The sequence below is a fragment of the Caballeronia grimmiae genome (assembly GCF_022879615.1).
Lineage (GTDB): Bacteria > Pseudomonadota > Gammaproteobacteria > Burkholderiales > Burkholderiaceae > Caballeronia > Caballeronia grimmiae.
The window spans coordinates 260,120-282,507 of sequence record NZ_CP084275.1 but is presented as its reverse complement, the minus strand read 5'-3'; the positions used below and the strand labels follow the sequence as shown (position 1 = coordinate 282,507).

28 protein-coding genes are annotated in these 22,388 nt (G+C 59.8%); 12 read left to right on the top strand and 16 right to left on the bottom strand.

The features are described 5' to 3' along the window. Positions 1-104: 104 nt before the first annotated feature. From LDZ21_RS27630 to LDZ21_RS27575, 12 genes are all read right to left on the bottom strand, one after another. Positions 105-770, bottom strand: a complete 666-nt coding sequence (locus LDZ21_RS27630; protein WP_244797389.1) for a hypothetical protein — start codon at positions 768-770, stop codon at positions 105-107. 12 nt (positions 771-782) lie between these two features. Continuing rightward, positions 783-1,061, bottom strand: coding sequence for a hypothetical protein (locus tag LDZ21_RS27625; RefSeq protein ID WP_244797388.1), 279 nt, complete (start codon positions 1,059-1,061; stop codon positions 783-785). Between the two features lie 233 nt (positions 1,062-1,294). Then, positions 1,295-1,477: a hypothetical protein gene (locus LDZ21_RS27620; RefSeq protein WP_244797387.1), complete on the bottom strand. Its 183-nt coding sequence runs from the start codon at positions 1,475-1,477 to the stop codon at positions 1,295-1,297. Positions 1,478-1,554: 77 nt separating this feature from the next. Continuing rightward, positions 1,555-2,004, bottom strand: coding sequence for a hypothetical protein (locus LDZ21_RS27615; RefSeq protein WP_244797386.1), 450 nt, complete (start codon positions 2,002-2,004; stop codon positions 1,555-1,557). Positions 2,005-2,093: 89 nt separating this feature from the next. Then, positions 2,094-2,663, bottom strand: a complete 570-nt coding sequence (locus LDZ21_RS27610) for a hypothetical protein (protein ID WP_244797385.1) — start codon at positions 2,661-2,663, stop codon at positions 2,094-2,096. A 93-nt stretch (positions 2,664-2,756) separates the two neighbouring features. Beyond that, positions 2,757-3,296, bottom strand: coding sequence for a hypothetical protein (locus LDZ21_RS27605; RefSeq protein ID WP_244797384.1), 540 nt, complete (start codon positions 3,294-3,296; stop codon positions 2,757-2,759). Positions 3,297-3,446: 150 nt separating this feature from the next. After that, positions 3,447-3,800, bottom strand: a complete 354-nt coding sequence (locus LDZ21_RS27600) for a holo-ACP synthase (protein ID WP_244797383.1) — start codon at positions 3,798-3,800, stop codon at positions 3,447-3,449. Positions 3,801-3,871: 71 nt separating this feature from the next. Further along, positions 3,872-4,483 (bottom strand): hypothetical protein, encoded by a 612-nt coding sequence (locus LDZ21_RS27595; protein WP_244797382.1) that lies wholly within the window; start codon positions 4,481-4,483, stop codon positions 3,872-3,874. A 145-nt stretch (positions 4,484-4,628) separates the two neighbouring features. Then, positions 4,629-5,081: a hypothetical protein gene (locus tag LDZ21_RS27590; protein ID WP_244797381.1), complete on the bottom strand. Its 453-nt coding sequence runs from the start codon at positions 5,079-5,081 to the stop codon at positions 4,629-4,631. A gap of 59 nt (positions 5,082-5,140) precedes the next feature. Continuing rightward, complete coding sequence (locus LDZ21_RS27585) at positions 5,141-6,940, bottom strand: UvrD-helicase domain-containing protein (protein WP_244797380.1); 1,800 nt, start codon at positions 6,938-6,940, stop codon at positions 5,141-5,143. 26 nt (positions 6,941-6,966) lie between these two features. After that, positions 6,967-7,266, bottom strand: a complete 300-nt coding sequence (locus LDZ21_RS27580) for a hypothetical protein (protein WP_244797379.1) — start codon at positions 7,264-7,266, stop codon at positions 6,967-6,969. 1,886 nt (positions 7,267-9,152) lie between these two features. After that, positions 9,153-9,674, bottom strand: a complete 522-nt coding sequence (locus LDZ21_RS27575; protein ID WP_238551665.1) for a hypothetical protein — start codon at positions 9,672-9,674, stop codon at positions 9,153-9,155. A gap of 238 nt (positions 9,675-9,912) precedes the next feature. On the opposite strand from LDZ21_RS27575, the gene LDZ21_RS27570 reads away from it, so the two are divergent. From LDZ21_RS27570 to LDZ21_RS27525, 10 genes are all read left to right on the top strand, one after another. Further along, a complete protein-coding gene (locus LDZ21_RS27570; protein ID WP_014194206.1) occupies positions 9,913-10,935 on the top strand; it encodes a ParM/StbA family protein in 1,023 nt (340 codons plus the stop codon). Beyond that, positions 10,928-11,605: a hypothetical protein gene (locus LDZ21_RS27565; RefSeq protein WP_244797378.1), complete on the top strand. Its 678-nt coding sequence runs from the start codon at positions 10,928-10,930 to the stop codon at positions 11,603-11,605. Before LDZ21_RS27570 ends, LDZ21_RS27565 begins: the two co-directional genes overlap by 8 nt. 5 nt (positions 11,606-11,610) lie before the next feature. Then, positions 11,611-12,111 carry a VRR-NUC domain-containing protein gene (locus tag LDZ21_RS27560; protein ID WP_244797702.1) on the top strand — a complete coding sequence of 167 codons (501 nt, stop codon included), beginning with the start codon at positions 11,611-11,613 and terminating at the stop codon, positions 12,109-12,111. 10 nt (positions 12,112-12,121) lie between these two features. Continuing rightward, positions 12,122-12,964, top strand: coding sequence for a DNA/RNA non-specific endonuclease (locus tag LDZ21_RS27555; RefSeq protein WP_244797377.1), 843 nt, complete (start codon positions 12,122-12,124; stop codon positions 12,962-12,964). An 11-nt stretch (positions 12,965-12,975) separates the two neighbouring features. Continuing rightward, on the top strand, positions 12,976-13,566 hold the full coding sequence (locus LDZ21_RS27550; protein ID WP_244797376.1) for an RDD family protein: 591 nt from the start codon (positions 12,976-12,978) through the stop codon (positions 13,564-13,566). A 99-nt stretch (positions 13,567-13,665) separates the two neighbouring features. After that, positions 13,666-14,295: a hypothetical protein gene (locus tag LDZ21_RS27545; protein WP_244797375.1), complete on the top strand. Its 630-nt coding sequence runs from the start codon at positions 13,666-13,668 to the stop codon at positions 14,293-14,295. 31 nt (positions 14,296-14,326) lie between these two features. Next, positions 14,327-14,773: a hypothetical protein gene (locus LDZ21_RS27540; RefSeq protein WP_244797374.1), complete on the top strand. Its 447-nt coding sequence runs from the start codon at positions 14,327-14,329 to the stop codon at positions 14,771-14,773. Positions 14,774-14,860: 87 nt separating this feature from the next. Further along, a complete protein-coding gene (locus LDZ21_RS27535; protein ID WP_244797373.1) occupies positions 14,861-15,268 on the top strand; it encodes a hypothetical protein in 408 nt (135 codons plus the stop codon). Between the two features lie 89 nt (positions 15,269-15,357). Next, on the top strand, positions 15,358-16,431 hold the full coding sequence (locus LDZ21_RS27530) for a PD-(D/E)XK nuclease family protein (protein ID WP_244797372.1): 1,074 nt from the start codon (positions 15,358-15,360) through the stop codon (positions 16,429-16,431). An 89-nt stretch (positions 16,432-16,520) separates the two neighbouring features. Next, a complete protein-coding gene (locus LDZ21_RS27525) occupies positions 16,521-16,904 on the top strand; it encodes a hypothetical protein (RefSeq protein WP_244797371.1) in 384 nt (127 codons plus the stop codon). 538 nt (positions 16,905-17,442) lie between these two features. On the opposite strand, the gene LDZ21_RS27520 is transcribed toward LDZ21_RS27525, so the two are convergent. Next, positions 17,443-18,444 (bottom strand): DUF4238 domain-containing protein, encoded by a 1,002-nt coding sequence (locus LDZ21_RS27520; RefSeq protein WP_244797370.1) that lies wholly within the window; start codon positions 18,442-18,444, stop codon positions 17,443-17,445. Positions 18,445-19,216: 772 nt separating this feature from the next. Between LDZ21_RS27520 and LDZ21_RS27515 the strand changes: the two genes are divergently transcribed. After that, positions 19,217-19,900, top strand: coding sequence for a hypothetical protein (locus tag LDZ21_RS27515; RefSeq protein ID WP_244797369.1), 684 nt, complete (start codon positions 19,217-19,219; stop codon positions 19,898-19,900). A 34-nt stretch (positions 19,901-19,934) separates the two neighbouring features. Here LDZ21_RS27515 and LDZ21_RS27510 read toward each other — a convergent pair whose 3' ends face one another. Next, on the bottom strand, positions 19,935-20,645 hold the full coding sequence (locus LDZ21_RS27510; RefSeq protein ID WP_244797368.1) for a hypothetical protein: 711 nt from the start codon (positions 20,643-20,645) through the stop codon (positions 19,935-19,937). 28 nt (positions 20,646-20,673) lie between these two features. On the opposite strand from LDZ21_RS27510, the gene LDZ21_RS27505 reads away from it, so the two are divergent. Next, complete coding sequence (locus LDZ21_RS27505; protein ID WP_014194193.1) at positions 20,674-21,096, top strand: hypothetical protein; 423 nt, start codon at positions 20,674-20,676, stop codon at positions 21,094-21,096. 112 nt (positions 21,097-21,208) lie between these two features. Here the strand turns inward: LDZ21_RS27505 and LDZ21_RS27500 are convergent, their stop codons facing one another. Then, positions 21,209-21,475 (bottom strand): hypothetical protein, encoded by a 267-nt coding sequence (locus tag LDZ21_RS27500; RefSeq protein ID WP_014194192.1) that lies wholly within the window; start codon positions 21,473-21,475, stop codon positions 21,209-21,211. A gap of 123 nt (positions 21,476-21,598) precedes the next feature. Then, positions 21,599-22,318, bottom strand: a complete 720-nt coding sequence (locus tag LDZ21_RS27495) for a hypothetical protein (RefSeq protein WP_244797367.1) — start codon at positions 22,316-22,318, stop codon at positions 21,599-21,601. Positions 22,319-22,388: the final 70 nt, after the last annotated feature.

The following is a 22,388-nucleotide window of genomic DNA, read 5'->3' as shown; positions in this document are numbered from 1 at the left end:
GCGCCGGTGACTTCGGCCACCATGCGCCTTGCGGGCTTACGAACCACCTCTTTTCGTGTTGTCGTATCCATTCCTCAAATATCCACGTGAGGATAGTCTTGCCTCTACCAAGCCGGTGTAAAGACGCCCGGCTTGAGGATGAGATTCATGAAGTGATGAGTGGTGAGGGCGACCGGGCGCTTCTTCGGCCGTTTTGCGATCTCAAACGTGCCGGTCTCGGTCTCGATGAGCAAACCGAACCCGTCCGGCACTTCTGCTGCGGCGATCATTCCCGCCGGAGCGGCGTAATACACGACCTCTGCGATCTTTGCATATCCCGCCCGCTTTTCCGCCACCGCGACATCTGCAAAAAAGTCCGCGCGACTTACCTTCACTTCATGCACGCACGGGTTGATCCGCTTCGCGTCGTAGGTCGCCGCCATCGAGAACACGTCCGGACGAATCGCCTGTCTGCCGCCGGCGTCGCGATCAACGAGGAGCTCGATATTCGTCCAGGTGACACGGCCTTGATCCTGAAGCCACTGGGCGACGCGATCGGCGAGCGCATGATGCGGGCGGCGTCGCTCGACCTCTCGTGCCTTCTCGGCGGCCAGCTCCTGCTCCCCCGCCTGCGTGATCCGGAAACAGACGCCAGAGCCGAGACGCTCGAACCGTTCTACGAACCCTAGTGCGGCCAGATCGAGGTCGATTCCGTCCGTCATCCCCGCGCCGCCGCTCGCGCGTCCCTGCCAGTAAAACCGCAGACGCTTGTAGTGCTGGCGGCTCAACATGACAACCGCTCCCTATGCACGGTAACGAACGCCGCCGAGCACTTTCGCAATCGCGTTATACGCGAGGCACGCGAGTGCCGCCCAGATAGCTCCGCCGAGGCCGAGTGCGACGGGCAGCAGAAGCCACGTCGCCCACCATGGACCGGCGTCAGCAACACTCGCGCGTTGGGGGTCGAAGTGCTGAAGGAATCGCATCAGCGCAACCGATGGATAGGACAGCAGAAACGTCAACAGCGCCGCGTGAATGCTGGCGCTGGGGACGGCGATCGATGAGAGACGTTTTTCGGTCATAACGTTGGCCTAGTCGCGAACGCTTCGGCGGACATGAAAGAGGCGAGAAAGGACGCTTGCGCACGAAGCCACCACAGAGCCGCCAATCAGCAGAAATGCGACGTAACTCAGATTCGCATCCTGCGTGCCAAAGCGCAGACCGAAACGGAACGTCATCAACCAGCACGTCATGATAAGCAGCACAAAAGTACATGCCGCGATTGAGATGTTTTTCATCGGTTTTTCCGCTCTGATTAATCGGCCTGAAAGTACATGAGAGCCCCGGCGATCAGGCCTCCCGCAATCATCACGGAGGCCCATGCGATCTGGACGTTGAAGGACAGTGCCTCAGTGTGAACGACGAACGTCAGGCTGCCGAGCACCATCACCGCGAGCAATATCACGCCGCTTGCCTTCAATTCCTTTTTCTCCTTCATGAACGACGGGGACGCCCCTATCGGTATCACTGAAGCACGTGCCGCAGGCTATGTGCGATGACAATGACGGAAGCGTGTTATTGCCGAGCGAAGGTCAATCGCGCACGATTGCGCTCAGCCTCGAGCTTCGCCAGAGCGTTGTCGAGCTCGCGCCAACTATTCATCGCCGCGTTAACCGACGAGAGCATCAGCTCGTTTGCCTTGTCAATGCTTGCGAACGGATTGGCGGTAGTGCTGTACGACGCATATTCCGTCGTTCCGACGGACGTATTCATGTCGAGAACGCTAACTTGCGCCCATCCGATCGACATGTTGTTGAGGACGGTAGCTGCCCCAGTGATATTGACGCGAGCGTTCGCGCGACGCAGCTTTTCACAGACAGACTTGTAGTTGCTGAATTCGACCCCGCCGTTCTTCTCAAGCGCTTCCCACGTCGAAGGGCCCGTGTAGTACGTGATCGAGCACTCGGCATGGGCAGTGGCGGAGAGCAGCAGAGCGACAGAAGCCGCAAGGAGGATTTTCTTCATTGTTGTGGTGAGAGAAGTTGGTGAATAGTTTTGCCTAATGGGACACAGGATCTGGACTGATGCCACCACCTCGCGTGGCGATCACCTGCTCAGTGAAGCGCGGCACCGCCGCGGCCCCACTCGCGAAACGCGAGAGCGATCTCGCGAAGCAACGGCGACGCGACACGCAATGCTCGCGGCGGTCTTGACGCGGTGCATTCGCGCAGTGCCGCGATGAAACTCGCCTCGTCGGCGAACTCCCGGTTATCGAGCGCAGCGAGCCCCGCCGCGCGACCTTCGTGAAGCACGGTCACTGTCGCGGGCCAGTACATCGCATCGCCCTTTTCCATCAGGTCGCTGGCGGAGATCTGGGCGCCCCGTTCCTTCGCGCTTTCGAGCGCGGTATATCGCGGCGCCGACAGTTCCGCCAGCGGCCGTGCCGAGATCGGTCCGACCTGTCCTTCCCACGCGCCGCCGGAATAGCTGAGTGCCACTTCCCCTTGGGGTCCATCCGTGAGATCTGCCGTCGCCTCGGCGACATAGCGCTCGAATTTCTCGCTCTGTTCCGGAACGAAGAAAAGCCCGTTGCCCATGTCGACAAAGCGACGCGGCTCATCAAGCCGATCTTCCATCGGCGTTTCTCCCGGATTCGCCACCTCGATCGCGCTGTACTGAATCATCGTTTTTCGACTCCGAACCTGCGAAGATACATAACACGTATTGATACGCCAATTGTACGAATTGACGTACTCAATTGCAACGTTTCACACGACTTATTCATGCCTGCCGCAGGGACAGTAATGCGGATCAATTCCAGTCAACGAACAGCCGCCGTCACTCTCGATGTCTTCCTGCATCTTTTCGCGCTCCGCCGGCGTGGCGTAGCCCTTGGAAACGGCTACTTCAAGCGCTATCGATTGGTAAGGCGATTCAACGAGCTCGAGGAGGTCATCGACATCCGCTGAAAATCGCTTCACGAACAGCTCGTAGGACTGGCCACAACCGCGGCTCGCTTCTTCGGCCATGACGGTGAGCTCTTCCGTGAGGCCATCCCGCGTGCGCCGCTTTTGCCGCTGTTCGCGTACGCGGTCGAACGCTTGCGTAAAAGCCCCTCGAAGATCGGGCACGTCGGCGAGAAGCGCCGGACACGCCAGATTTTCGTCCGTCCAGGCGGCATTGTCGCCGCAGGTCTTCGCGCCATTGAGCGCGCGAGACAAATGAGTCTGAGCGGCCCTCTGGTTCTCCGCAACCACGCTTACGCGATGCAGCGCCCACTGAACGCGAGCGGCTAACGCCATGGAAAATTCAGACACTGCTGGATCTCCGGTGATGGGTCGAGGTGATCAATGTGCCACCGTGCGAACCCGTTGAGACACACGTTGCGGAGCATTGACGTGTCGGCCCATACGCCCAACGGGAGTGTGACCGAGACGGTTTTCCCCACAACGCTCTTTCCTGTCAGGTCAATGTGCGCGTCGGTAAGCCTCGGAGATAACGGCACCGCGCTCGACACAGTGCAACACCCACGGCCCGTCGATCTCGATGTCGAACCAGGCGTCCGGACCGGACCCGATCGCGCCGACGGCGGCTTCCTTCGACGCAAAGCGCACGGGCAGATGCCATCCCGCGCATTCGATTTCATCGGGCGCCGAGAGTGTCGTCCCCGGACCGTCCGCGATGCTCCAACCGCCATCGCTCATCCTGACCACGAAGAGGCCGCCGACGACTTCCGTCGCCTCCGTGTATGCGTTGGCTAGGTGGTGCGCCTGACACGGTGCAGAGCCGTCTGAGTTCGAGTTTGCCGCGTTTCGTTTCACCTTGAATTGCTCCTCTGCGCCAGCGCGACGTGCGCTACACGCAATTGCCTAAGATGCGTCCGCCGGGAGGATCAGAACGCCGGCGCTACTTTCTTTTTCGCATCCACGAATCTGAAACGCGCCTGTTGCCACGACGTATCAGTCAGCGCGACCGCGGTCTGTGTCAGTTCCACCCAGGCGTCGCTCATGTTTTTCGGGCAACCCAAGCCGGTGTTGGGGCTGGGGTTATCGCACCACTGCATCGGCAGCGTATTGGGAGCGTTCGATGCAACGCCGTATTTCTGCGAAGCTGAGTTGACCATGGCTGCGGCGTTGTCCTGCGACCACGGTACCTCGTATCGCACCAGCCACACGACCAACGGCCGGGCCTTGTCGACAGGAACCCGCCCCTCGAAGTAGACGGTCAGCTTTGCGCCGTTGTTGTCGTAGGTGAACCATGCGGGGTCCCGCTTCCCGGTCACCTGGTTGACGCCGGGATACTGGTCCGGCTTGAACTGGCTCTTCGGCACGTGCAGGTAGTTGGAGGCGGCGGTCAGCGCCTCGTTGTAGTCCATCCCCGTTTTGACGCCAGCGACATCGAGCTGACGTGCATCCACTGAGCGCGGTTGCGCTGACGCGGAGGCGCATACGGCGAGCAGCCCCAGGCTGACGGCCAATGACAGTTGTTTGCGCAGAAATTTCAACGGTTTTCTCTCCATGTTTTTGGTCTGGCGTGCGATCGCCCGACGATTCCCTCGCGCGTTGCACACCGTGCTGTCGAGAGGGGCTGATCGACACGTGCGGTTTAACGGCCTGTGAAGCGAATTCTTAAATCGGAGCCCGTCGCGGTCACTTGCCGAAGAACCCCTTGATCCCCTTCAGCATCGCGTCGCCGGCGGCGCCACCGATTGCCTCCTTGCCTTTGGCGATGAGCACATCCGCGACGGCCGACGCTGCGGCCGATGCTGCTTCTCGCGCTGGCAGTTCGATCGCGAGGTGACGTTTGAGCGCGTCGACCTCGACGCGTACGAGCTGCCGATGCTGCACCCGGACCTTCTCGACATACCGCTGGGTGATCATCGACATGGACCAGTCGCTTTCGATCGCACCGTCGGCATCCCAGAAATCGGTGCCGCGCACGGTTTCCTCGATCGCGTAGGTGGCGAGGCCCGCGAGAATGTCGACGCCCGGGATCGGGACCATCATGAAAACGGTGAAGGCGGCGCTGTCGTCGAACGATCCCTTCAACTGGCGGATCTTCTCGGCCGACGGCGGCTCGCCGTAGATGTTGATTTCGAACATGCGTATTCCCCGTGTTGTGACGCCAGCAACTCACGCAGCACCGAGTTGCTGGCCGTGCATCAGAACGTCATTTCGTGCAGGCGGGCGGCAACTTCCGGGCTGCTGACGAACAGCACTTCTGCGAGCCGACCCTTGCGGATCATCTCGACGATCACGTTGGTCATCGCGTTGCGCTCATAGCCGAGTTCTTTTGCCAGCCGCGCAACCTGCAACAGGCCTTGGCGAAGGATGGCGTTTTCCACCATGCTTTCGATGTCAGAACCCACGCCCACTGCGCCGCCCGCGACTTGCGCGCCCGACGTAACGAGCCGCTGTTCTTCCGGACGCAATTTGGATTCATCACGCGTATTGATACGCGGCGCGAAATCAAAACCCGGCAAAAGGCCAACCGTACCCGCACCCTGCGCGGTGACGCTCGCACTCAGGATCGACTGCGCTTCGGGGTCGCGCACCGAGAGGGCTTCGACGATCTCGCGCATCTGGTGGTTCAGTTCCAGCACGCGCTCCGCGCGAGTCACAGCCACATACAGGAGATTAAGTTCCTGTACAAGCTCTGGCGTGTCGAGCACGAGAAAGTCACCCGTGTCCGTGACAAAATCCTCGAAGTCGTCGAGCAGCACCACCTGATCGAACTCCAGACCCTTCGAACGATGCGCGGTCGACAGGCACACGTCTGCATCCTCTTGGCGCTCGACTGCTTCGTCCTTGATCTTCTGAACGAGCTCCGGCACCTTGTTGCGATATTCCTTGACCACACCGATCAGGGAGAGAATCTCCTTGTCGTCCGCCTTCGTTGCATAGTCCTCCAGCGCACCGAACGAGCCGAACGTCTTGAACATCTGGTCATTGACCATCGCAGGCTTGTTGTCCATCAGGTGCCACACGTCGACGAGCTTGTCGAACGGGTAGTTCTCCACGCCACCGACGAAGTGCATGCGACGCAGGCCGAGCAGCGCCACCGCGGTGCCGAACAGCCGTGCATTCGTGCGACCGATCACCGCGTACGGCTGGGTGCGGTCAACGGTATAGAGGGTCTCGTGCTCCGGGAAGGCGCTGCGCACCGGGTGGTTCTCGCCACGGAAGTGCGTCAGCAGCATGGTAGCGAGCGTCGCGACGCCGGCGCCGAAGCGACGGCTTTCCGTCAGATATACGGTCTCGTCCGCTTCGATCCGCTCCATCGCATTCACGGCACCCCGGAAAGCGTAGATCGACTGGTACTTGTCGCCGACCATCACCAGGCGGCAGTCCTGCGCTGCGACGATCGCCGTCGTCACCGGGTTTGCGTCCTGTGCCTCATCGAACAGGATGATTTCGTAGCGGCGCGAGAGATCCGGGCCCGAGAGTTGGAACAGCTTGAGGTAGCCGTCATGCGGCATCGGCACGTCCTTGCGCTCGAGGTCCTGCATCGCCGCCCAGACGTACACGCCCCACTTCACGACCATCGGTACGTCCTTCTCCGCAACAGTCGACGGCACGTGCGCTTCGCCAAACTCGCTGTCAGCGGAGAACAGGAAGTTCTCGATCGTGGTGAGAAGCACGCGGGCGAAGCCCACCTTCAGGTCGAAGGCGCGCATCAGATCGCTCGGGCGCAGATTGCCCAGCTTGCCCGCGTCCTTGAAGCGGCGGCCGAAGTGCCAGGCGAGTGAATGCGTGGTCCGGCATTCGACGTTCGAGGGGAACTTGGCCGATGCTTCCTCCTGGATCGCCTTGTTGTAGGCGAGATAGAGGATACGGTCATGGGGGTTGGCCAGAGCGAACTCCACCAGCGTGAAAGTCTTGCCCGCACCTGCGTAGGCTTGCACGATCAGTCGATGAACCGTGCTCTCCACCGCCTTCAGTTGTTCGCTCGTTGCACTCATCTCGGAATCTCTTGTCGTTCTTCGGATTACAGGTGATCGTCGAAACCGCTACGGTCGCCGCCGACGGGCCGCCACAGGTTGTCGTGGTTCACGTCGTCCGGCACATAGTTCAGGTTCTTGGAGAACAGATCCGGCTCTGCCTTCTTCGGCGCCGACGGCGTGACGCCACTGAACAGCGCCCACAGGGGCATCATCATCAGGAAGCCCACTGCGACGAGCGCCCACTTCACGAGGGGCATGTGGTTCAGCACCGCAGCCGAAGCGATCGCACCAGCGATCACCGCTGCGCCTGCCACCGTCATCCCAACCTTCAGTTTCGTGTTCATCGCGGACTCCTTCGTGTCCAACCATTTATGACTTCATGATACCCGTAGTATCGTGTACGAGCAAGGAAATTATACATACGTGTTAAGCGAGCGACAGGCCAACCATTTATCCGGGGTCGCCACGTATAGGGTAACGCTTCGGCGAGCGGAAGTGGGAAGCGCAGGGAGACGGGGCCAAGCATTTATCCCCAATTCACTCCGCATAGAGGATCGGTGTAGGGCCAACCATTTACCCCCAAGGTAGCGCCCTATAGGTCCTCGCCGGGCCAACCATTTATCCCGGCGCCGCAGCCCAAAACCGTCCGCCGCCCAGGCGCCAACGCCCACTCCGAATCATGTCCGCCCAAGATTCACTCCACCTACGCCGAGCGCATCACTCGCTCCGCACCAAGCCTCCGCATACCAACCGCTCACTCCACCCATCCAGCCCGATCGCCACTTCACCCGATCCCCCGCACGCGAATCGATCACCCCGCTCAATCCCTCGCCAGCGAACACCTTCACCTCACCCTCCCCACCCGCGTCGGCACACCGCTACCCCATCCTCGACCGCGCTCAATTTCACCTCGCCCAATCCCTCGCCAGCGCACATCCCGCTCAGCCCGATCCCCCGCCCGCCGATACACTCACTCCGCCCATGCCGCCAGCCGATCCCAGACTCCGCTATTCCCTCAGCCGCACAACCACCTCGCCCGATCTCCCGTCGACAAAACACCGACTCCGCCCAGTCCCACGCCAGCCGCAACATCACTCCGCTATCCCCCGCTCGCAGACACGACACTCCACCCGATCTCCCGCCAGCAGAAGTCTCACTGCGCCCATTCCCTCGCATGGCCAAGCGATCACTCCGCCAACCCACACCTGTCTCTTCAACACGTTGGCAGCACCACCGCCCCATCTCCATCCATTCCATCCCATCGATCCCATCGCACCGGGCCTCCGCGCATCCAGCTCCCCGCCCCAGACGTGCAGTGATCCCGGGCAGTCGTCTACGTCGGGCGAGTTGTTCCGCAGGAAGAGCACCGGACAAGAAAGAGGGCAGACAAATCCACTTCACCCAGGAGAGCACAGTGCGCACACCGGCAAAACGCGGAGGCCGATCTCTCACTGGCGCCACGGGCAAGCGGACAAATGGTTATGCCCACGGCGAGACCATAGCCCGCCGGAGCCGGGCAGAAAACCCAGAGGTCACACAGGCAGATCAGAGCGGCGGTGGACAAATAGTTATCCCCTCGGCAGAACCATAAACCCCGTCCCGGGCCGCGCATGGCGCCGGCGACAGCAAAGGCATCGGCGGTCAATGCGCCGCCGAGACGACTACACCGAGAGCTACCGCATGCCACTCGATCACCACACTCAGGCCACCGCAGGGCAACCGGTCACTAAACATGGATTGCACAATCCACATCCATCCAACCCGCACCTGCACCATCGGCACGACCGGCCCCCACACAGAAACACACAGAGAGAAGAAGGGACCAAAGGGACGACGGCCGCCCCAGCGAGAGAACCACGACCACCATCGTCAAGCCGCAGCCACCAACGCCCGATCCTCCGGTCGCAGAAGAGCCCACTTCCCTCATGCGGAGCAGAGCCCGGCACTCAGCCCGATCTTCCGCATGGCCAACAGTCCACCACACCCGGGCAAAGCCTCGGCCCCGCCCAGCCCAGTCCCTCGCATTGCCGCCTGGTCAACTGCGCATCGAGCAGCGCCCAACGATCACCGCGCCCGTGATCTCGCATGGCCAATCAGTCGGCTCCCCCTACGCCAAGCCCACGATCCGCCCCGCCCGATCCTCCGCATGGCCGCCCGCTCGCCGCGCATAAAGAAAAGCCCCGGCACCACTCGGCACCAGGGCTCCTGACTTGCAAAGCGATCACTCCGCCTATTCGTCGTCCATGTCCATATCGCCTTCGAACCGGGTCATCGTCTTCTCGTGCATGGCTCCGATCACCGCAGATGTGTCGCCCACGTACCGGGAGCGCGCTTTGAGCGTGTTCGTGAACGACAGGTCAGCGTGCTTCAGGCGATCAATCATGTCCTGCCGAATCTGGATCAGCGTGGTGATGTGCTCGCAGAGAGTCCGCAGGTATTGGTGGTTCGCCTCGAACTCGCGAGATTTCTTGACCCGTCGAACGAGCCCTTTGTGAGTCACGTAGTCCGAAATCCACTTCCCGTTTCTCAGGCGCGTAAAGATGCGAACTTGCGGGCGCAGTTTCCCGTTGTTTTGGATGAATTTGATGCCTATTCTGCCGCTCTTAAAAGGTTGGGTTACGTACATCAATCCGTCGATCAGAACGAGGGTTGAGTCGATGTCAGCGATGAAGTCGACCGCTGCCGCAACTGCTCGGCACGTCTTCTCCTTGAGGTCCGTTAATTCGGCGATCGTCGGGGGGGTCTTATCCACAATGTATTAAGCGTGCTCTGGGGGGGTCCTGTACCATGCGCCGGATGGCGGCATAACGGCCAGATTGTCTTTCGTGTCTTTGTGTATTGTCAATACGTGTTATGTATCCTAGAATGACTCGCAGTGTGCAATCAGCTATGTGTAGTGAGCAATGCGCATTGCACATAGCGCATAACGCAATGCGCATTGAAAGCGCGCCGTGAAAAGCCGTTTTCGCACCCTTAACCAGAGGATTTCCATGCAGAACCAGACCATCATCGGCCTCGACGTGGGGCGTAGCGCCGTCAAGGCGACGGCATTCGCCAGTGGCATGTTCTATCCGTTGACCTTCCCCTCGATCGTCTCGCCGGCCATCGATCTCACCGACGAGTCCACGGCCCGGAAGGCTGAAGCGGAGACCATCGTGGTTGCCGGTCGCCGCTATTTCACCGGCGACACCGCGCGCCTCCAAGGCAGTGCCGGGACGACCGTGGGCCTTTCTCACAACTGGACGAGCACGCCGGAATATCTCGCTCTGGTCGGTTCGACCATGAAGCGCTTCGCGGCGAAGGGGGTCCCGGGCCTGACTGACCCGCTCCTCGTGATCGGTACGCCGGCTTCCTTGTACGGCTCGCAGCAGGAGCAGTTGAAGGCCGAAACGCTGAAGATCGTTCAGGCGGAAATCCGCGTACTGCCGCAACCGATGGGGGCCTACTGCGACTTCTATCTCGACAAGTCGGGGGTGCCCGTCAAGACGCACATGCAGGATGACGCCGGCCGGAAGAAGAGCTGGGCGGTCATCGAGGTCGGCCACTTCACGACCGACTTCCTCCTCATGCTGGAAGGCCAATACATCGAGCGCGGTGCGAGCTCGTGCGAAGGCTTGAACTTCGCGGCCGAGCATCTGCTGCGCATCCTGAACGCAAAGGACATTCATTCGAATCTGATCGAGTGCGAACTGGCGATCCGGACGAAGACGATTCTTCAGTATGGTCGGGACGTGGACATTGCGGAAGAAGTCGCCGAAGCCGTCTCGCACGTCGCGCAGAAGATCATCTCCAAGGCGGACTCGCTCCTGTCCACCGACGTGCGCAAGCTGCATGGCGTACTGCTCGCGGGCGGCGGCGCCCCACTCCTGTATGACGAACTGTCGAAAAAATGGCCGCACTGCGTGCTCCTCGACAACCCGCGTATGGCGGTCGCGAACGGCTTCTGCCGCTATGGCATGGGCATCGCCCTGCGCCGCGCGATGCGCTCGCAACAGGAATCGGTGAATGTCTAAGCTCATCCGGGTTTTCGACGCCCTCGAGGCAGAGCGTCGATTCAACCTGGTGATCCGAGAGGACGGTTGCCCCGGATTGCTGGAGTTCCTTGCGGAGATGCCGTTCCGCACGGAGACTCCGCTCATGCGGGGCATCGTCTACCAATGGTTCATCAAGCACCGGGAAGCCGGGACGCTTGATGAGGCAATCAATGAGGCGCTTGAAGGTCCGGGCGGTCTCATTGAAGCGGTAGCTCAGGCTCGTCAGCCGAAGAAAGCGCCCTCTCGTGCTCGTGGTACCAAGGTTGTTCGACAGCGTTCGATCAACGCGAGGCCCACTCCGCGGCCCGCCCTCTCCGACTCGTCGGCACAAGCACAGTCGTTGCCGCCGTCTGTCGAAGTTCCGCAGGCGCCGGAAGCTATATCCGTTTCCTCGCAGATCGCCAACGCCGCCCCACGACCGCCGGTTCTCCCGGTAGCAGAAGAAGCGCATCGCGCGCCGAACCAGCCGATTCATCTCATCACGGGCGGCGAACCGGCAGCTATCGCCGCGGCGCCAATGGCAGCGACCACCGGAATCGGCGCGAGCGTCGGTGGCGGTGACCAGCAGCCGATCCAGATGCCTAACCTGTCCGAGCTGGACGCAGAGACGCTCTCTGCGATGGACGGGTTGGACAACATGTTCAGTTGAGCGACATGGGCATCCGGTTCACAGAAGCCGAGTTCGCGGCGCTCCAGGGACGGCGCGGGAAACCGACCGTCCCTACAGAGACAGCCTCCAAGCCATCGGTCGCGCAAGTGAAAGCGGCAGTTCGGAGCGAGCTTCCGACGATCCGCGAGACAGACGTGCTGCTTGCATGCCTCGAGCTGCTCGAGCGCCACCCCGCTATTGCATGGTGCATGCGCATGAACACCGGAGCGGCAGTGTTCGGCGAAGGCGAGAACCAACGCTTCGTCAAGTTTTCCGAGGCGGGCGTCTCGGACATCATCGGCCAACTGAAAGACGGTCGCTTTCTGGCCGTCGAAGTCAAGAGGCCGGGCAACACGCCGACGGACGATCAATGGGCCTTCCTGCGGAATGTGGCGTCAGGCGGCGGTGTCGCCGGCTGGGTTGATGATCCGACTCAGTTGCGCAACTTCATCCCGAACCGCCTCAGTCTGAAGCCTCTCCTCTGTCCGGTCTACAGCCCCAAATAAGGATCGACTTGTGAAGACATTTTTCCTTGGCGCCGTCCTCGCGGCTGCTTCCTTGACGGCCAACGCGTATCAGACGAACTGCGCCGACAGCTACCTCCATGGCACCGCCCCGGTCATCACCAACGCGAAACTGGCGCAAAAGACGAAGGCGCTTTGCTTTCAGCAATTCGCCGTGGTGCACTCGGGCATCAGCCGCACCGCGTTGTGGTCCGCCGAACATCTGACCGCTGATCGCGTGAAAGCCGCTCGCGAAATTGACCGCGTGAATTCGTTTCACGCGGAGGAGCGGCTTGAGTCAGATGATCGCGCCGAGCTTGCTGATTACGCGCACCAGCGCGGACTCGATCGGGGGCATCTCGCGCCCAGCGGCGATATGGCCACCCCTTCGGCGCAACTCGAATCCTTCAGCCTCGGGAACGTGGTCGCTCAAAACGCCATTCTCAACCGACACCTCTGGGCCGATATTGAGAAGAGCGTCAGGCGTCTCGCGGAAAAACGCGGCGACATCTACACGATCACGGGACCCCTGTTTTCGGGCGGCACGGTTCGTCAACTAAACGGGCGTGTACTCGTCCCGACACACATCTTCAAGATCGTTGTCGACACCAGGACTGGTCGAGGCGCGGCCTACCTGGCTGACAACGAACCCGTCGACGACTACTCCGTTATGTCGATTGCAGAACTGGAACAGGTCGCAGGCATCAACTTTTTCCCCGGTATGTCTGACGCAGCAAAGCGGGACGCAATGCCCTTGCCTCGCCCAACAACACGCGGCTACTCGTCTCAAGGCTATGGCTCCGAGGAGCATGCCCTGAAGTCGATCACTCGTTCGATCCAGCATCTCCTCCGTTAAAGGAAAGTCAAATGATCAAGAAAGACCAAGTTCTCTCCCGACTCGGCGTTATTGCGCGCCGACTCCTCGCGACTGCTGCTGACGCGTTCGTGCTGTCGGCCGGTGCCGCGATCACAACCATCGGTGCGGCAGCCGTCGCGATCCTTGTGAAAGATCAGCCCGCGTTGGGGCAATTGCAGATGCTCTTTCACAACGTGCCACTCGACCAACTTCGTTTCGCCTGGTATCAGGCGATTGCACGCGGGATGGCGCCATACGCGTTCGCGACCCTTCCCGCGGCTTGGTGGCTCTATGACGCCCTCTTCTCGTGGAAGAAATTCAGGTGCACTCCCGGCAAATGGCTCTTTTGCCTGAAGACCACCAGTGCGAAGGAGCGAGATGCGCGTCTCGGCGAAGTTCTTCTCCGTAGCTCGATGAAAGTGATGACTATCCTTAGTCTGCTCTTCATTGGCTCGCCGATTGTCCTCGCCGCAGCGGCCGTGCTTCTCCTCGCCATCCCGGTTGTCACCTCCCGCGGTCAGTTCCTTCACGATTTCATACCCGCTACGAACGTCGTTTCGAAAGCGAGCTGGGCCGCATGGCGCGCACGCAAGCCTGCCTGAGGAGCCTCTCATGACCCGAGCGAGCGATAGATTCGCCAACGAGGTGAGCGCGCAGTCGGGAAGATCTGAGCATCGAGAACTCGTCTGGACCGCGTCTCAATGTTCCGAAGCATTGACCTGACAAAGGAGAAAGCGGGCCTTCGGCTGGCACTCACGCTTGAGGAGCACGTGGACGCAATCGTCGTCGCGCTTCAAAGCGGGCACTTACTGCATGACGTTCGAGAGAAGCCTGCGCGCCAGGTGACTCAACCTGTGCGGCGACGGGATTCGATAAAACCGCGCTGCCCCGCGCCGACCGGGGCGGCAATAGGTATCGGGTTTGCAAGGCTCGATGTCGGGAGCACAAGAATGACTGGGATTAATTTGATAGCGGAAGCGCACGCTCGGTTGATTGCCGACGATGGCCTTTCGTGTATTGCGACAGACGATGGGGAACTTGCGATGGCCGCAGCCTGCTATGCGGCCACCGAACAGCTTTTCACGCTCGATGGCGGCGACGATGACTGCACTATGGCAGACCCATGGCCATGGGCCCGCATCCCCGACCTTCGACGCGAAGTCGGTGAACGTCGGCTCTACAGCGGCAGCCTGCCGGCAGATCCGGCTACGTGTACGACCGCCGAGCGCGTCGAACTACTCACTCGCGCTGGCGCGATGATCGCCGCGGAACTGGATCGACTTCTCTCGATGGCACAACAGGAGAAGGCGCTTTGCGTCGTCGAAACGTGAGACCGCCCTTTCACAACTCTCAATCCGCACTATGAAAATTTCCTTCTTCAACTGGCGCGATATTGCCTATCGCGACTCCAATCCCAACGGCGCGCTGGTGTCGATCCGGAATCCTGGAACGGAGCCACCGGACTTCGACGCTGGCTGGCGCGCGATCCACGCGGAAGCGTTTCACGATATCGACAGCCGGTATGGCGACTTCAAGCTGATGGGGTTGGCGCAAGCCCTGCGAATTGTCCGGTTCATCGAGCAGCAGGCAAGGGCCGGAATAGACGAACTGGCAATTCATTGCCACGACGGTGTCTCCAGGTCGGCCGCCGTCGCCGAAGTCGCGTCCGAACGCTTCGGCGTGCCACTGCTGCTGCCGACCGACGGCGCGAACCCATTGGTGCGCCGTCGAATGCGGCATGCCTACGCCATTTACTTTCTGGCGCGGCTCCGCTGGTTCACGGCCAGCCGCCTCCTTCTGAAGGCGTAAGTTCACTGGTATCACCTGGTGTACGTCATCACTGGATTGCCCAGCCAATCCCCCAGGTTTGGTGCCTTCTTTCTGAACGGAGCAATCATGACGATGAAACCACAACGGCCGCCGGCCGAAACGGTTCCTTGCGACACATTGGAACTCAATCTCGACTGCATCGGCCACGTACTTCTTATCGCGGAGCAATGTGCGGTGACGATCGAGGCCGTGGCGAACGCGATCGGCGTCGCGGACCCGGTTGTCGCGGACAATTCGGTAACGCTCCTCAGCAAATTGAGCGCGCTTGCCGCCGTCGTGTGCCGTGCTTCGAACGACATTCGCGCCGAGCTGGCGAAGCAGCCCGACATTTCTGGCCTGCTCGACCCTCAAATTGCGAGCCATCGCAACGCGTTGAAGCCACTTCTGGATGGCACGGCCGCGACCTTGTCCGCCGCGGTTCTGTGGGTTACCTTGACCGGCAAGCGAACCGGTGGGGCATGCCAGCTGCAATAACTCTCCCTACCCCGGTTCAGCATTGCTGGCCGGGGTTTTCTTACTGTGCCGGTAACATTGCGCTTTCCTCTATGATCGGCGGAGTACGTGTGCATCCCAATCTCTTCGACTTTGCTCCCTCCGAACTATCTCAGGACGCGTTTCTCTGCTGGCTGCTGGCCCACGCTGCCCCCAGCCACTGGCATGGTCGTCCGGAAATCCACGCCCTTGGTCGTGAGTTCCTCGAACTGATGTTCGCCAGAAATTCTGGCGCTCCCCCCCGTCTGGACATCCGAACCGTTAAGGTGCGGCGCCAGTTTAAGGGCATCGACATCCTTTGCGTGGTGAACGACACCATTGCCTTCCTGATCGAAGACAAGGTCGGCACGACGGAGCACTCGGACCAGCTCAGTATCTACCGCCGCCGGCTTGAGAAACTTGGCTTCGGCAGAGACGACAAGCCGCTCGTTCTGATCTACCTTCAGACAGGCAACCAAGCCGAATACACGCGGGTGCGCGCTTCCGGCTATCACGTGCTGAGCCGTCTCGATTTATTGGGCCTTCTGGAAGGCTCCGCAGGCCGTGCCGCACGCGAAGCGAGCGATATTGCGGAGGATTTCTATCGCCGTCTCCGTCGTATCGAATCTGAAGTGCAGAGCTTCCGCTCAACCCCGCCCCTTAGTTGGTCACGGAATGCGCGGATGGGATTTTTCATGGCCCTGCAAGTCGAGTTTCCGGAAGCGAACTGGCGATATGTTCCCAATCCAAGCGGCGGTTTCTATGCCTTCATCTGGCATGAGGGGAAACCGCGGGAAGACGGATGCAAGCTACACCTGCAAATCGAAGCTGAGGATGGTCGACTCGACTTGTGCTTCAAGGTTTCGGTCCCCCGGGGAGGCGACGTTGCTGCGCTGCGCACTCGATGGCAGAAGGAAGTGCTCGCCGCCGGAAGAAGGATCGGCGTTGAAACCCAGCGCCCTCGGCGTCTCGGAAGAGGCACCACTATGACGGTGGCCTTACTCATCCCGTTTGCCGTCGCCAACGCTGACGGGACTATCGACATCGTGAAGACCGTGAGATCGATGCGCAAAGCCGAGGCCATCCTGAAGGCCTGCGTGGACAAACCCGCTCAGGACGCGCACGCCCTGCCCATGCCTACTCCCGCCGACGTTGTCGAGGGCTAACCGGAGCCATTACGCTTCGCCGGCGATGCGAACTCTATACTGCTCTTTCTCACCAAGTTCTTCGCCGGTGTTCCGCATATCGCTCTCGCATGTTCAATTTCAACCAGGAGAGTGTTATGCAACATCGGCTCAAGTCAGAGAAAGAGATCGTCACGGTTAGCAACGAAGCGGCAGCGCTGGGGTTCGAGTCTGACAAGGCCATGCACGAGCATGTCCGGTGGCTCAACAAGCACGGCACCCGCGAGTATCACGCATGGTTTCAGCGCCATCGGGAGGAGAACCCTATCGAGATACGCCCGTTGAACCAGACGGAAATCATCCGCCTCGAAAGTGCCATTGCTAACGAGACTAAATGCTCCGCAGGAGGCCGGGCGTTTTCGGAGTATGACCTTGAGCAGGAAGGCCGTTGGGTCATGGGGTGTGGCCAGTACATGCCCAGTTATAACCAAACGGCATTAACTGGCGATGCGTAAGTCGAAAATATCATAAGCGAGTTTGAGTCAAGGCGGGTCAATCCAGTGCTCCGCGGCGCTATACGAACCACGGCGCAGGAGATAAAACCTGGGCCGCTGTCCACGCTCAATGAGCGTGGGTTTCTCCGGCGCCCGCCGGGTCTCGTTTATATGGGGAATCCCCTTGCTTTACCTTCTGTTCCAACTGATTGCTATGGCAATCTCGCTCGTCCGTGGTCTGGCAATGGTCGTATCTGTCGCCTTCAACGCATTGCTGCTCGTCGTTTTCATCGCTTGCCATCTGCGCGAGTCAATGAGAGCCGTCTCCGCACAACCCGTCCGCGTTCAACTCGTCATTTATCTCCAGATGTCTCTAATCGCGTACGGGGTAGTCACGTACGTCGTGTCGATGAAGTAGAGACGAACTGCATTACCCTCCCGGCCTCACAGCCGCACTCGTGCGGTCGTGGGGCTTTTTGTTGTCCACTTCGCACCGAACAAGAGGGCGACCTCGATGCGTCCACTTTGCGTTTCACGGTGAAATCGCCATGGTCCGTCGTCAATCGTCCGAACGTGAATCCTGCGTGGCGACCTGTCGCAACAGATCAAGCAACTCACGCCCCGGCCGCATCTTCCCCTCTTCACTCATGAACTGGAAGCTGTCGTTCTCGGCGTAGATCTGCCTTCCAGCGTACAAGATCGTGCGCAGATTGATGGAGGCCACAATTTCAGGCGGCACCTCGACCGCACCCTGCCGGCCGTCAAAAGAACCGCGGATGGCAACCTGTCTGGACAGTGGGCAAAAAATCGTCGTGCGGCGCGACGCGAAGCCTGGAGGATAGAAACTGCTCTCCATCTCTTCGTCGTCCCAGCACAGCGTCACGGGGTGGTCCGAAGTGACAAAGCCGCCCGACAACGCTCCCGCCTTCACGACGACCCAATTGCGGCGGTGGAGCAACTCGTAGACGGTCGTGAGAGATTTCAGCTCCTCCCGCACATGCTGTGTCGTTTCAACGTCGAGGGTAAACTCTCCCCGCTGAACAAAATCTCGTACCTCTTCATAGCCCAGCCCCGGCGCTTCGATCGCGCCCGCCTCTATCGCCTTTTTCGTGTGTGCCGCCCATCGTTCTGGGGTCTCTACCAGCAATTCCATCACGCGACGATGCGTTTGCTCATGGAATTTTCGTTTGTTCTCGCGCCGACTGGGATTGCGCACTGCGAGAATGGCGATTAGCTCCAGCACCAGCGATAAATCCGCGTCGTCAGTGAGTGCGCCACGCTTGTCAATCCGCACGAGCGCCGGCGCAAGTCTCGCTTCAAACTCCGCGTAGCTGGATTCGACAAGGTTTGGGTCTTCCCCTTCGATGTCGACCCGGTTGAAATCCCGCTCTGCCGCGATATTTGCCGGCGTCGTTGTGAAAGCACGCCGTTGCTGAGCGTCTATCACGAAAAGCTGAGCGCCTTTGCTGCCTGTGCTTGTAAATCGCTTCAGATAGCATTGCGGGACATAGTGGTGCTTACGCGCACCGCCAGTTTCTTTTGCCTTCGCCGGTGTATTCAAGATGCATAGCCCCTTCCATGATCGAGATTATTGATCCATGTGCTGCATATCGAAGGCGTAAGGTTCACGGATGCAGAACTGGAGACACCGGTCTGATCCGAGGTGCGCGACGCCTCCCTGTAGTCATGTTTTGGTGACGGGCTAGCGCAATGCCCCATCGCCGCCTGAGCGTATCTTTCCCCAACCTCCCACATGTTTTTGTCCCGAGTGCTCGACAAGGCTATGCACAGCCTGCGTCTTCGATAAAAGTGGCTCATTTGCCACCGTAATCACGAGAACCGACAACAGTCGCAAGCCGGGTGTCTCCCGAGCGTTGGACAACATGTGTTCCGCAAGGAAACAAAGGAGAATGGGTTGTAGAGATACAAGCCTCAGGTTGTTCACCACATGTGAACAAGCGCAAATGACTATCCCCCGGACACAACGTCCTAGCATAGCAGCCAGGTGCATCTTGGCGGGGGTCGCAAGGCTCACCGAGCCGTGAATCGTCGTACTGCTATCGACGATACTGAAGAGGTGACAAACGAGTGAGGATGAGCCCAGTCTTGTGAAACGGTGGATTGCCACCTAGATCGATGCCGCGGCATCCGATCATCTCAAGGCTGGGCTCTACGTCATACGTGAGCCCAGTTTTTTTTCGTCTGTCAGCCGCCTCCCCGCCCTTCCGTCCTGCGCTTCGCCCGAGCCACCCAGCCCCTCACAAAATACCTTGCGCAACGATTCTATTTCGTGTGAAATATACATACGCGTTACGAACAAAAACCGAGGGACCATGAATCAGATCAAAAGAAAATTCTCAGTCGCTCTGGCTGGAGCAGCAGTAATTACCCTCTCCGGCTGCGCCACGTCTCCCGCCGGAAAGGTCGACAAGGTTGACCTCGGTGATATCCACGTGCTCGCGGTCCACGGTCAGCGCAACTTTGGCGGACCGATCCATTTCTCCGGCACGGTCCACGCCTCGTCGCTGGACGGTCGCGAGGACGTGGCGGAGAAGCTCAATCGCGCGATCGCAGCGTCTGGCTTTAAGGTAAGCGCGGACCATCCGACGATCCAGTACACCGTCAAGGAGGTCTACGCAGGTCCTGCTGACCAGTACAAGCCCGCACAGGCCTCCGACAATATCTCGGCCGGTACCGTCACAAGCGTCCTTGGAACTGGCGTCGCCGTAGGGCTCTCCTGCTGGTTGCTGAGCGACTGCTCAAACCCGCTCGTCCTCGGGAACAGCCTCACGCAAGACGCTAATGCCGCCGCAGCCGATTTGCGCTATCACCAAAATGCGGATGCGAAGCAGGCCGCAACGCCCGCTCACTTGCTGGTGGTCAATCAGATCTGCCAGATCGGCTCATGCGCGATGGCATATGCCTCGTCGACAAACACTTCGATCACGCTGGACCAGCTTCGAGACGCGAACGCGGTCGAAGGCATGCCCCGCGCGATCAGCGTGAAGCGTGACTGACTCTATCGCTGATGTGGGGCGTGTGGAGTCTGACCTACTCGTCGCGGCCCGGCGACCAATGCTCCTCCACCGCCCACAACGGCTCGTCGCCCTGTAAGACTTTGATTGCGTCAAGGTAGGCGACGTAGCCGCGCCTCTGAAACTTGGTCCATCTCTTCCCGGTTTCTTGTGCAGCGCTGAACAGCGTCGGGAAATCCTTTGCTCGATCACCTGGCGTCACGTTACACAGCGTGTCGAGTAGCACACCATCAATCGGCGGATGTAGAAATCGGATGCGCGAATCGCTCTGTTGCCCACCACAAACGAGCATCGCCTTCAGATACATGTTGACGAGCTTCTGTGCTCGGCCGTAACTCAATCTCAGCTTTTTCGATTCATGCGCGCCAGCGCTTCGGATCTTGTAGGTTTCTCCACGCGAAGCAAGGCGCACCCGCGCGATCATCGTGAATACCCAACGATCAATTTCCGTTGGCCGTTCGGGCAGATCTTGGACACTCCGGACAGCCCCCAAGCCCGACCTGTCAATCAACCGCTTCGCCATCCAGACCGTGCATCCCGCTCCATCTTTGCCGCCACGCGCGTATGCGCGACCAGCGGCCCAGACAGCAAAGCGATAGCGATGTTCGTCGATGTCGTAGGCCACACCAATCTCCGTCAAATGCACGAATAGTAGCCCGGGATGGCCGCTGAAGTATTGGATCGTGTGTTGCATTTCTCCAGGCACGGATTTCTGGACCTCTTCCATGCATTCACTCAATCAACAGGAGAACCCTATGTTTAAACTCGTATGCCTGGCAATCGTTGCGTTAGCGCTGTCCGCCTGTTCGGACAAGCCTGCCGTCTACACCGCCAGCAAGATGTTTGGCGGCCAGGACATCGGCGTGACTGTCAAGCTCAAGTTCAACCATTTCACGGACAAGAACAGCGAGGGTGACGGTGTTGCCGAAGTCGTCAAATCTCCCGGCAGTCAATGGGCTGGGACAGAAGGCACCTTCCCGATTACGTGGAAGAAGTTCCCGCATCTCGACGACTCGGTTGCCGTGTCTGTCCCCGACGCGCACGACGCGTTCATGCTCGCGCGCAACCCCATGCAGTTGAACATGTTGGGTGAAAAGTCCTACTGGTGTCAGGACTGTGAACAAGGGCGAGCTGGCGGGCTGGGTATTTTGCCCGGCATTTTCGTGCGAAACGACTGACGCGCTGTCGATTTATTAACTGATGTTTCAAGCCCCCCATCCTTGAGATTGGGGGGCTATTGTTTGAGCGGAGCGATTGCGCGCAACCGCTCAGTGCGAGTGGAGCCGCTCTTTAGCCGGACACGTCGAGCGAATCGTCGACGATCTTGGCATTGCCTTCGACCGACGGGTCATACAAGGTCACATTGCCATCGAGCTTTGTCGCCTGAACCAGAATCTTGAAGCGTTGGTCGGGGTCGAAATAGATGAAGAGTGCCTCGTACTGAAAGTCGCCTTCGCCCAAGTGCCGGTTCTGATCTTCTTCCAGCGAAAAATCCTTGCCGTGCACCTTGTGTTTCCTGCCACCGAATTCTACGGTTACTGTTCCTAGCAGATTCATAGCTGCTCTCTCCTTCTCGACGCCGCGACGGCGCCAAAGATTGCGATATCGATCGAGATGGTCCCGCTGCGCGCGTGGTGACGCGCAACGCAGATCCGCGCGCAGCGGACCACGTAGGGAAAATCAGAACTGGCCGACGTAAGTGGGCGCACCGCGATCGGCTGATCGCCAGTCACTCGGAAAATGTGACCATGCGCTGATCCTGGTCCATGCCCTGCCCAACATAGCCGGTGCGAGCCTCGGGAAAAGCAGCGTCGCACGGAAAGCAACTTCAGGGATGTTCTCCGCTTCGCCACCGTTTGATGTCGGAGAGCGAAAGTGTCCGCCGTACTCGAGACGCCAATCTGGCCCACGAGAAAATGTGAGCTCGTAGAAGTCGCGCTCGACCTCTTCGTAGACAGTGCAGACGACGCCGATCTCGGCCATAACCTGCCGCACCGGCTCACAGACAAGAACGGCTGCCTTGTGCGCAGTCAGAATGTGACGATCAATGAAATCGTTCTCGTCGAAAAAAGTCGTTTCCGGCGCCGCCTGCTGCGCGTGGATGGCGAACGTCGACACAATCTGTTCGAGTTCCGGCTTCGGGCGCTCGCGGGTTTCCTTGATCTCCTCCAGACGCCGCATGGCCATTCGGTGATCGAGCACGACGAAAGGTTGAGTGAGAAGCTCAATCAGATAGCCGGGATCGGGCAACGTATAAGGCTTCTCGAGATATTGCCGGTACGTGCCGTAACTGAAAAGGCCCGCGGCGACCTCGAGCCCGTGCCCTTGGCTAAGCGGTATCCCGCATTCGGAAAGTGCGCGACGCGCACCTATGGCGATCTTGCTCAGATCGTAGGTCATGAACTGCTCCCGTTCAAAGTCGTGCGATACCGCTTAATGGCGATCCATCCGCACGAAGAACCGGAGTGGT

Bases quoted from the DNA above. Each gene is read 5' to 3' on its own strand.
- LDZ21_RS27570 (WP_014194206.1), top strand. From the start codon at position 9,913: ATGCAGAACCAGACCATCATCGGCCTCGACGTGGGGCGTAGCGCCGTC.
- LDZ21_RS27615 (WP_244797386.1), bottom strand. From the start codon at position 2,004: ATGAAGAAAATCCTCCTTGCGGCTTCTGTCGCTCTGCTGCTCTCCGCC.
- LDZ21_RS27545 (WP_244797375.1), top strand. From the start codon at position 13,666: ATGTTCCGAAGCATTGACCTGACAAAGGAGAAAGCGGGCCTTCGGCTG.
- LDZ21_RS27625 (WP_244797388.1), bottom strand. From the start codon at position 1,061: ATGACCGAAAAACGTCTCTCATCGATCGCCGTCCCCAGCGCCAGCATT.
- LDZ21_RS27495 (WP_244797367.1), bottom strand. From the start codon at position 22,318: ATGACCTACGATCTGAGCAAGATCGCCATAGGTGCGCGTCGCGCACTT.
- LDZ21_RS27580 (WP_244797379.1), bottom strand. From the start codon at position 7,266: ATGAACACGAAACTGAAGGTTGGGATGACGGTGGCAGGCGCAGCGGTG.
- LDZ21_RS27515 (WP_244797369.1), top strand. From the start codon at position 19,217: ATGAATCAGATCAAAAGAAAATTCTCAGTCGCTCTGGCTGGAGCAGCA.
- LDZ21_RS27590 (WP_244797381.1), bottom strand. From the start codon at position 5,081: ATGTTCGAAATCAACATCTACGGCGAGCCGCCGTCGGCCGAGAAGATC.
- LDZ21_RS27535 (WP_244797373.1), top strand. From the start codon at position 14,861: ATGACGATGAAACCACAACGGCCGCCGGCCGAAACGGTTCCTTGCGAC.
- LDZ21_RS27620 (WP_244797387.1), bottom strand. From the start codon at position 1,477: ATGAAGGAGAAAAAGGAATTGAAGGCAAGCGGCGTGATATTGCTCGCG.
- LDZ21_RS27630 (WP_244797389.1), bottom strand. From the start codon at position 770: ATGTTGAGCCGCCAGCACTACAAGCGTCTGCGGTTTTACTGGCAGGGA.
- LDZ21_RS27550 (WP_244797376.1), top strand. From the start codon at position 12,976: ATGATCAAGAAAGACCAAGTTCTCTCCCGACTCGGCGTTATTGCGCGC.
- LDZ21_RS27510 (WP_244797368.1), bottom strand. From the start codon at position 20,645: ATGGAAGAGGTCCAGAAATCCGTGCCTGGAGAAATGCAACACACGATC.
- LDZ21_RS27500 (WP_014194192.1), bottom strand. From the start codon at position 21,475: ATGAATCTGCTAGGAACAGTAACCGTAGAATTCGGTGGCAGGAAACAC.
- LDZ21_RS27585 (WP_244797380.1), bottom strand. From the start codon at position 6,940: ATGAGTGCAACGAGCGAACAACTGAAGGCGGTGGAGAGCACGGTTCAT.
- LDZ21_RS27560 (WP_244797702.1), top strand. From the start codon at position 11,611: ATGGGCATCCGGTTCACAGAAGCCGAGTTCGCGGCGCTCCAGGGACGG.
- LDZ21_RS27525 (WP_244797371.1), top strand. From the start codon at position 16,521: ATGTTCAATTTCAACCAGGAGAGTGTTATGCAACATCGGCTCAAGTCA.
- LDZ21_RS27565 (WP_244797378.1), top strand. From the start codon at position 10,928: ATGTCTAAGCTCATCCGGGTTTTCGACGCCCTCGAGGCAGAGCGTCGA.
- LDZ21_RS27505 (WP_014194193.1), top strand. From the start codon at position 20,674: ATGTTTAAACTCGTATGCCTGGCAATCGTTGCGTTAGCGCTGTCCGCC.
- LDZ21_RS27540 (WP_244797374.1), top strand. From the start codon at position 14,327: ATGAAAATTTCCTTCTTCAACTGGCGCGATATTGCCTATCGCGACTCC.
- LDZ21_RS27610 (WP_244797385.1), bottom strand. From the start codon at position 2,663: ATGATTCAGTACAGCGCGATCGAGGTGGCGAATCCGGGAGAAACGCCG.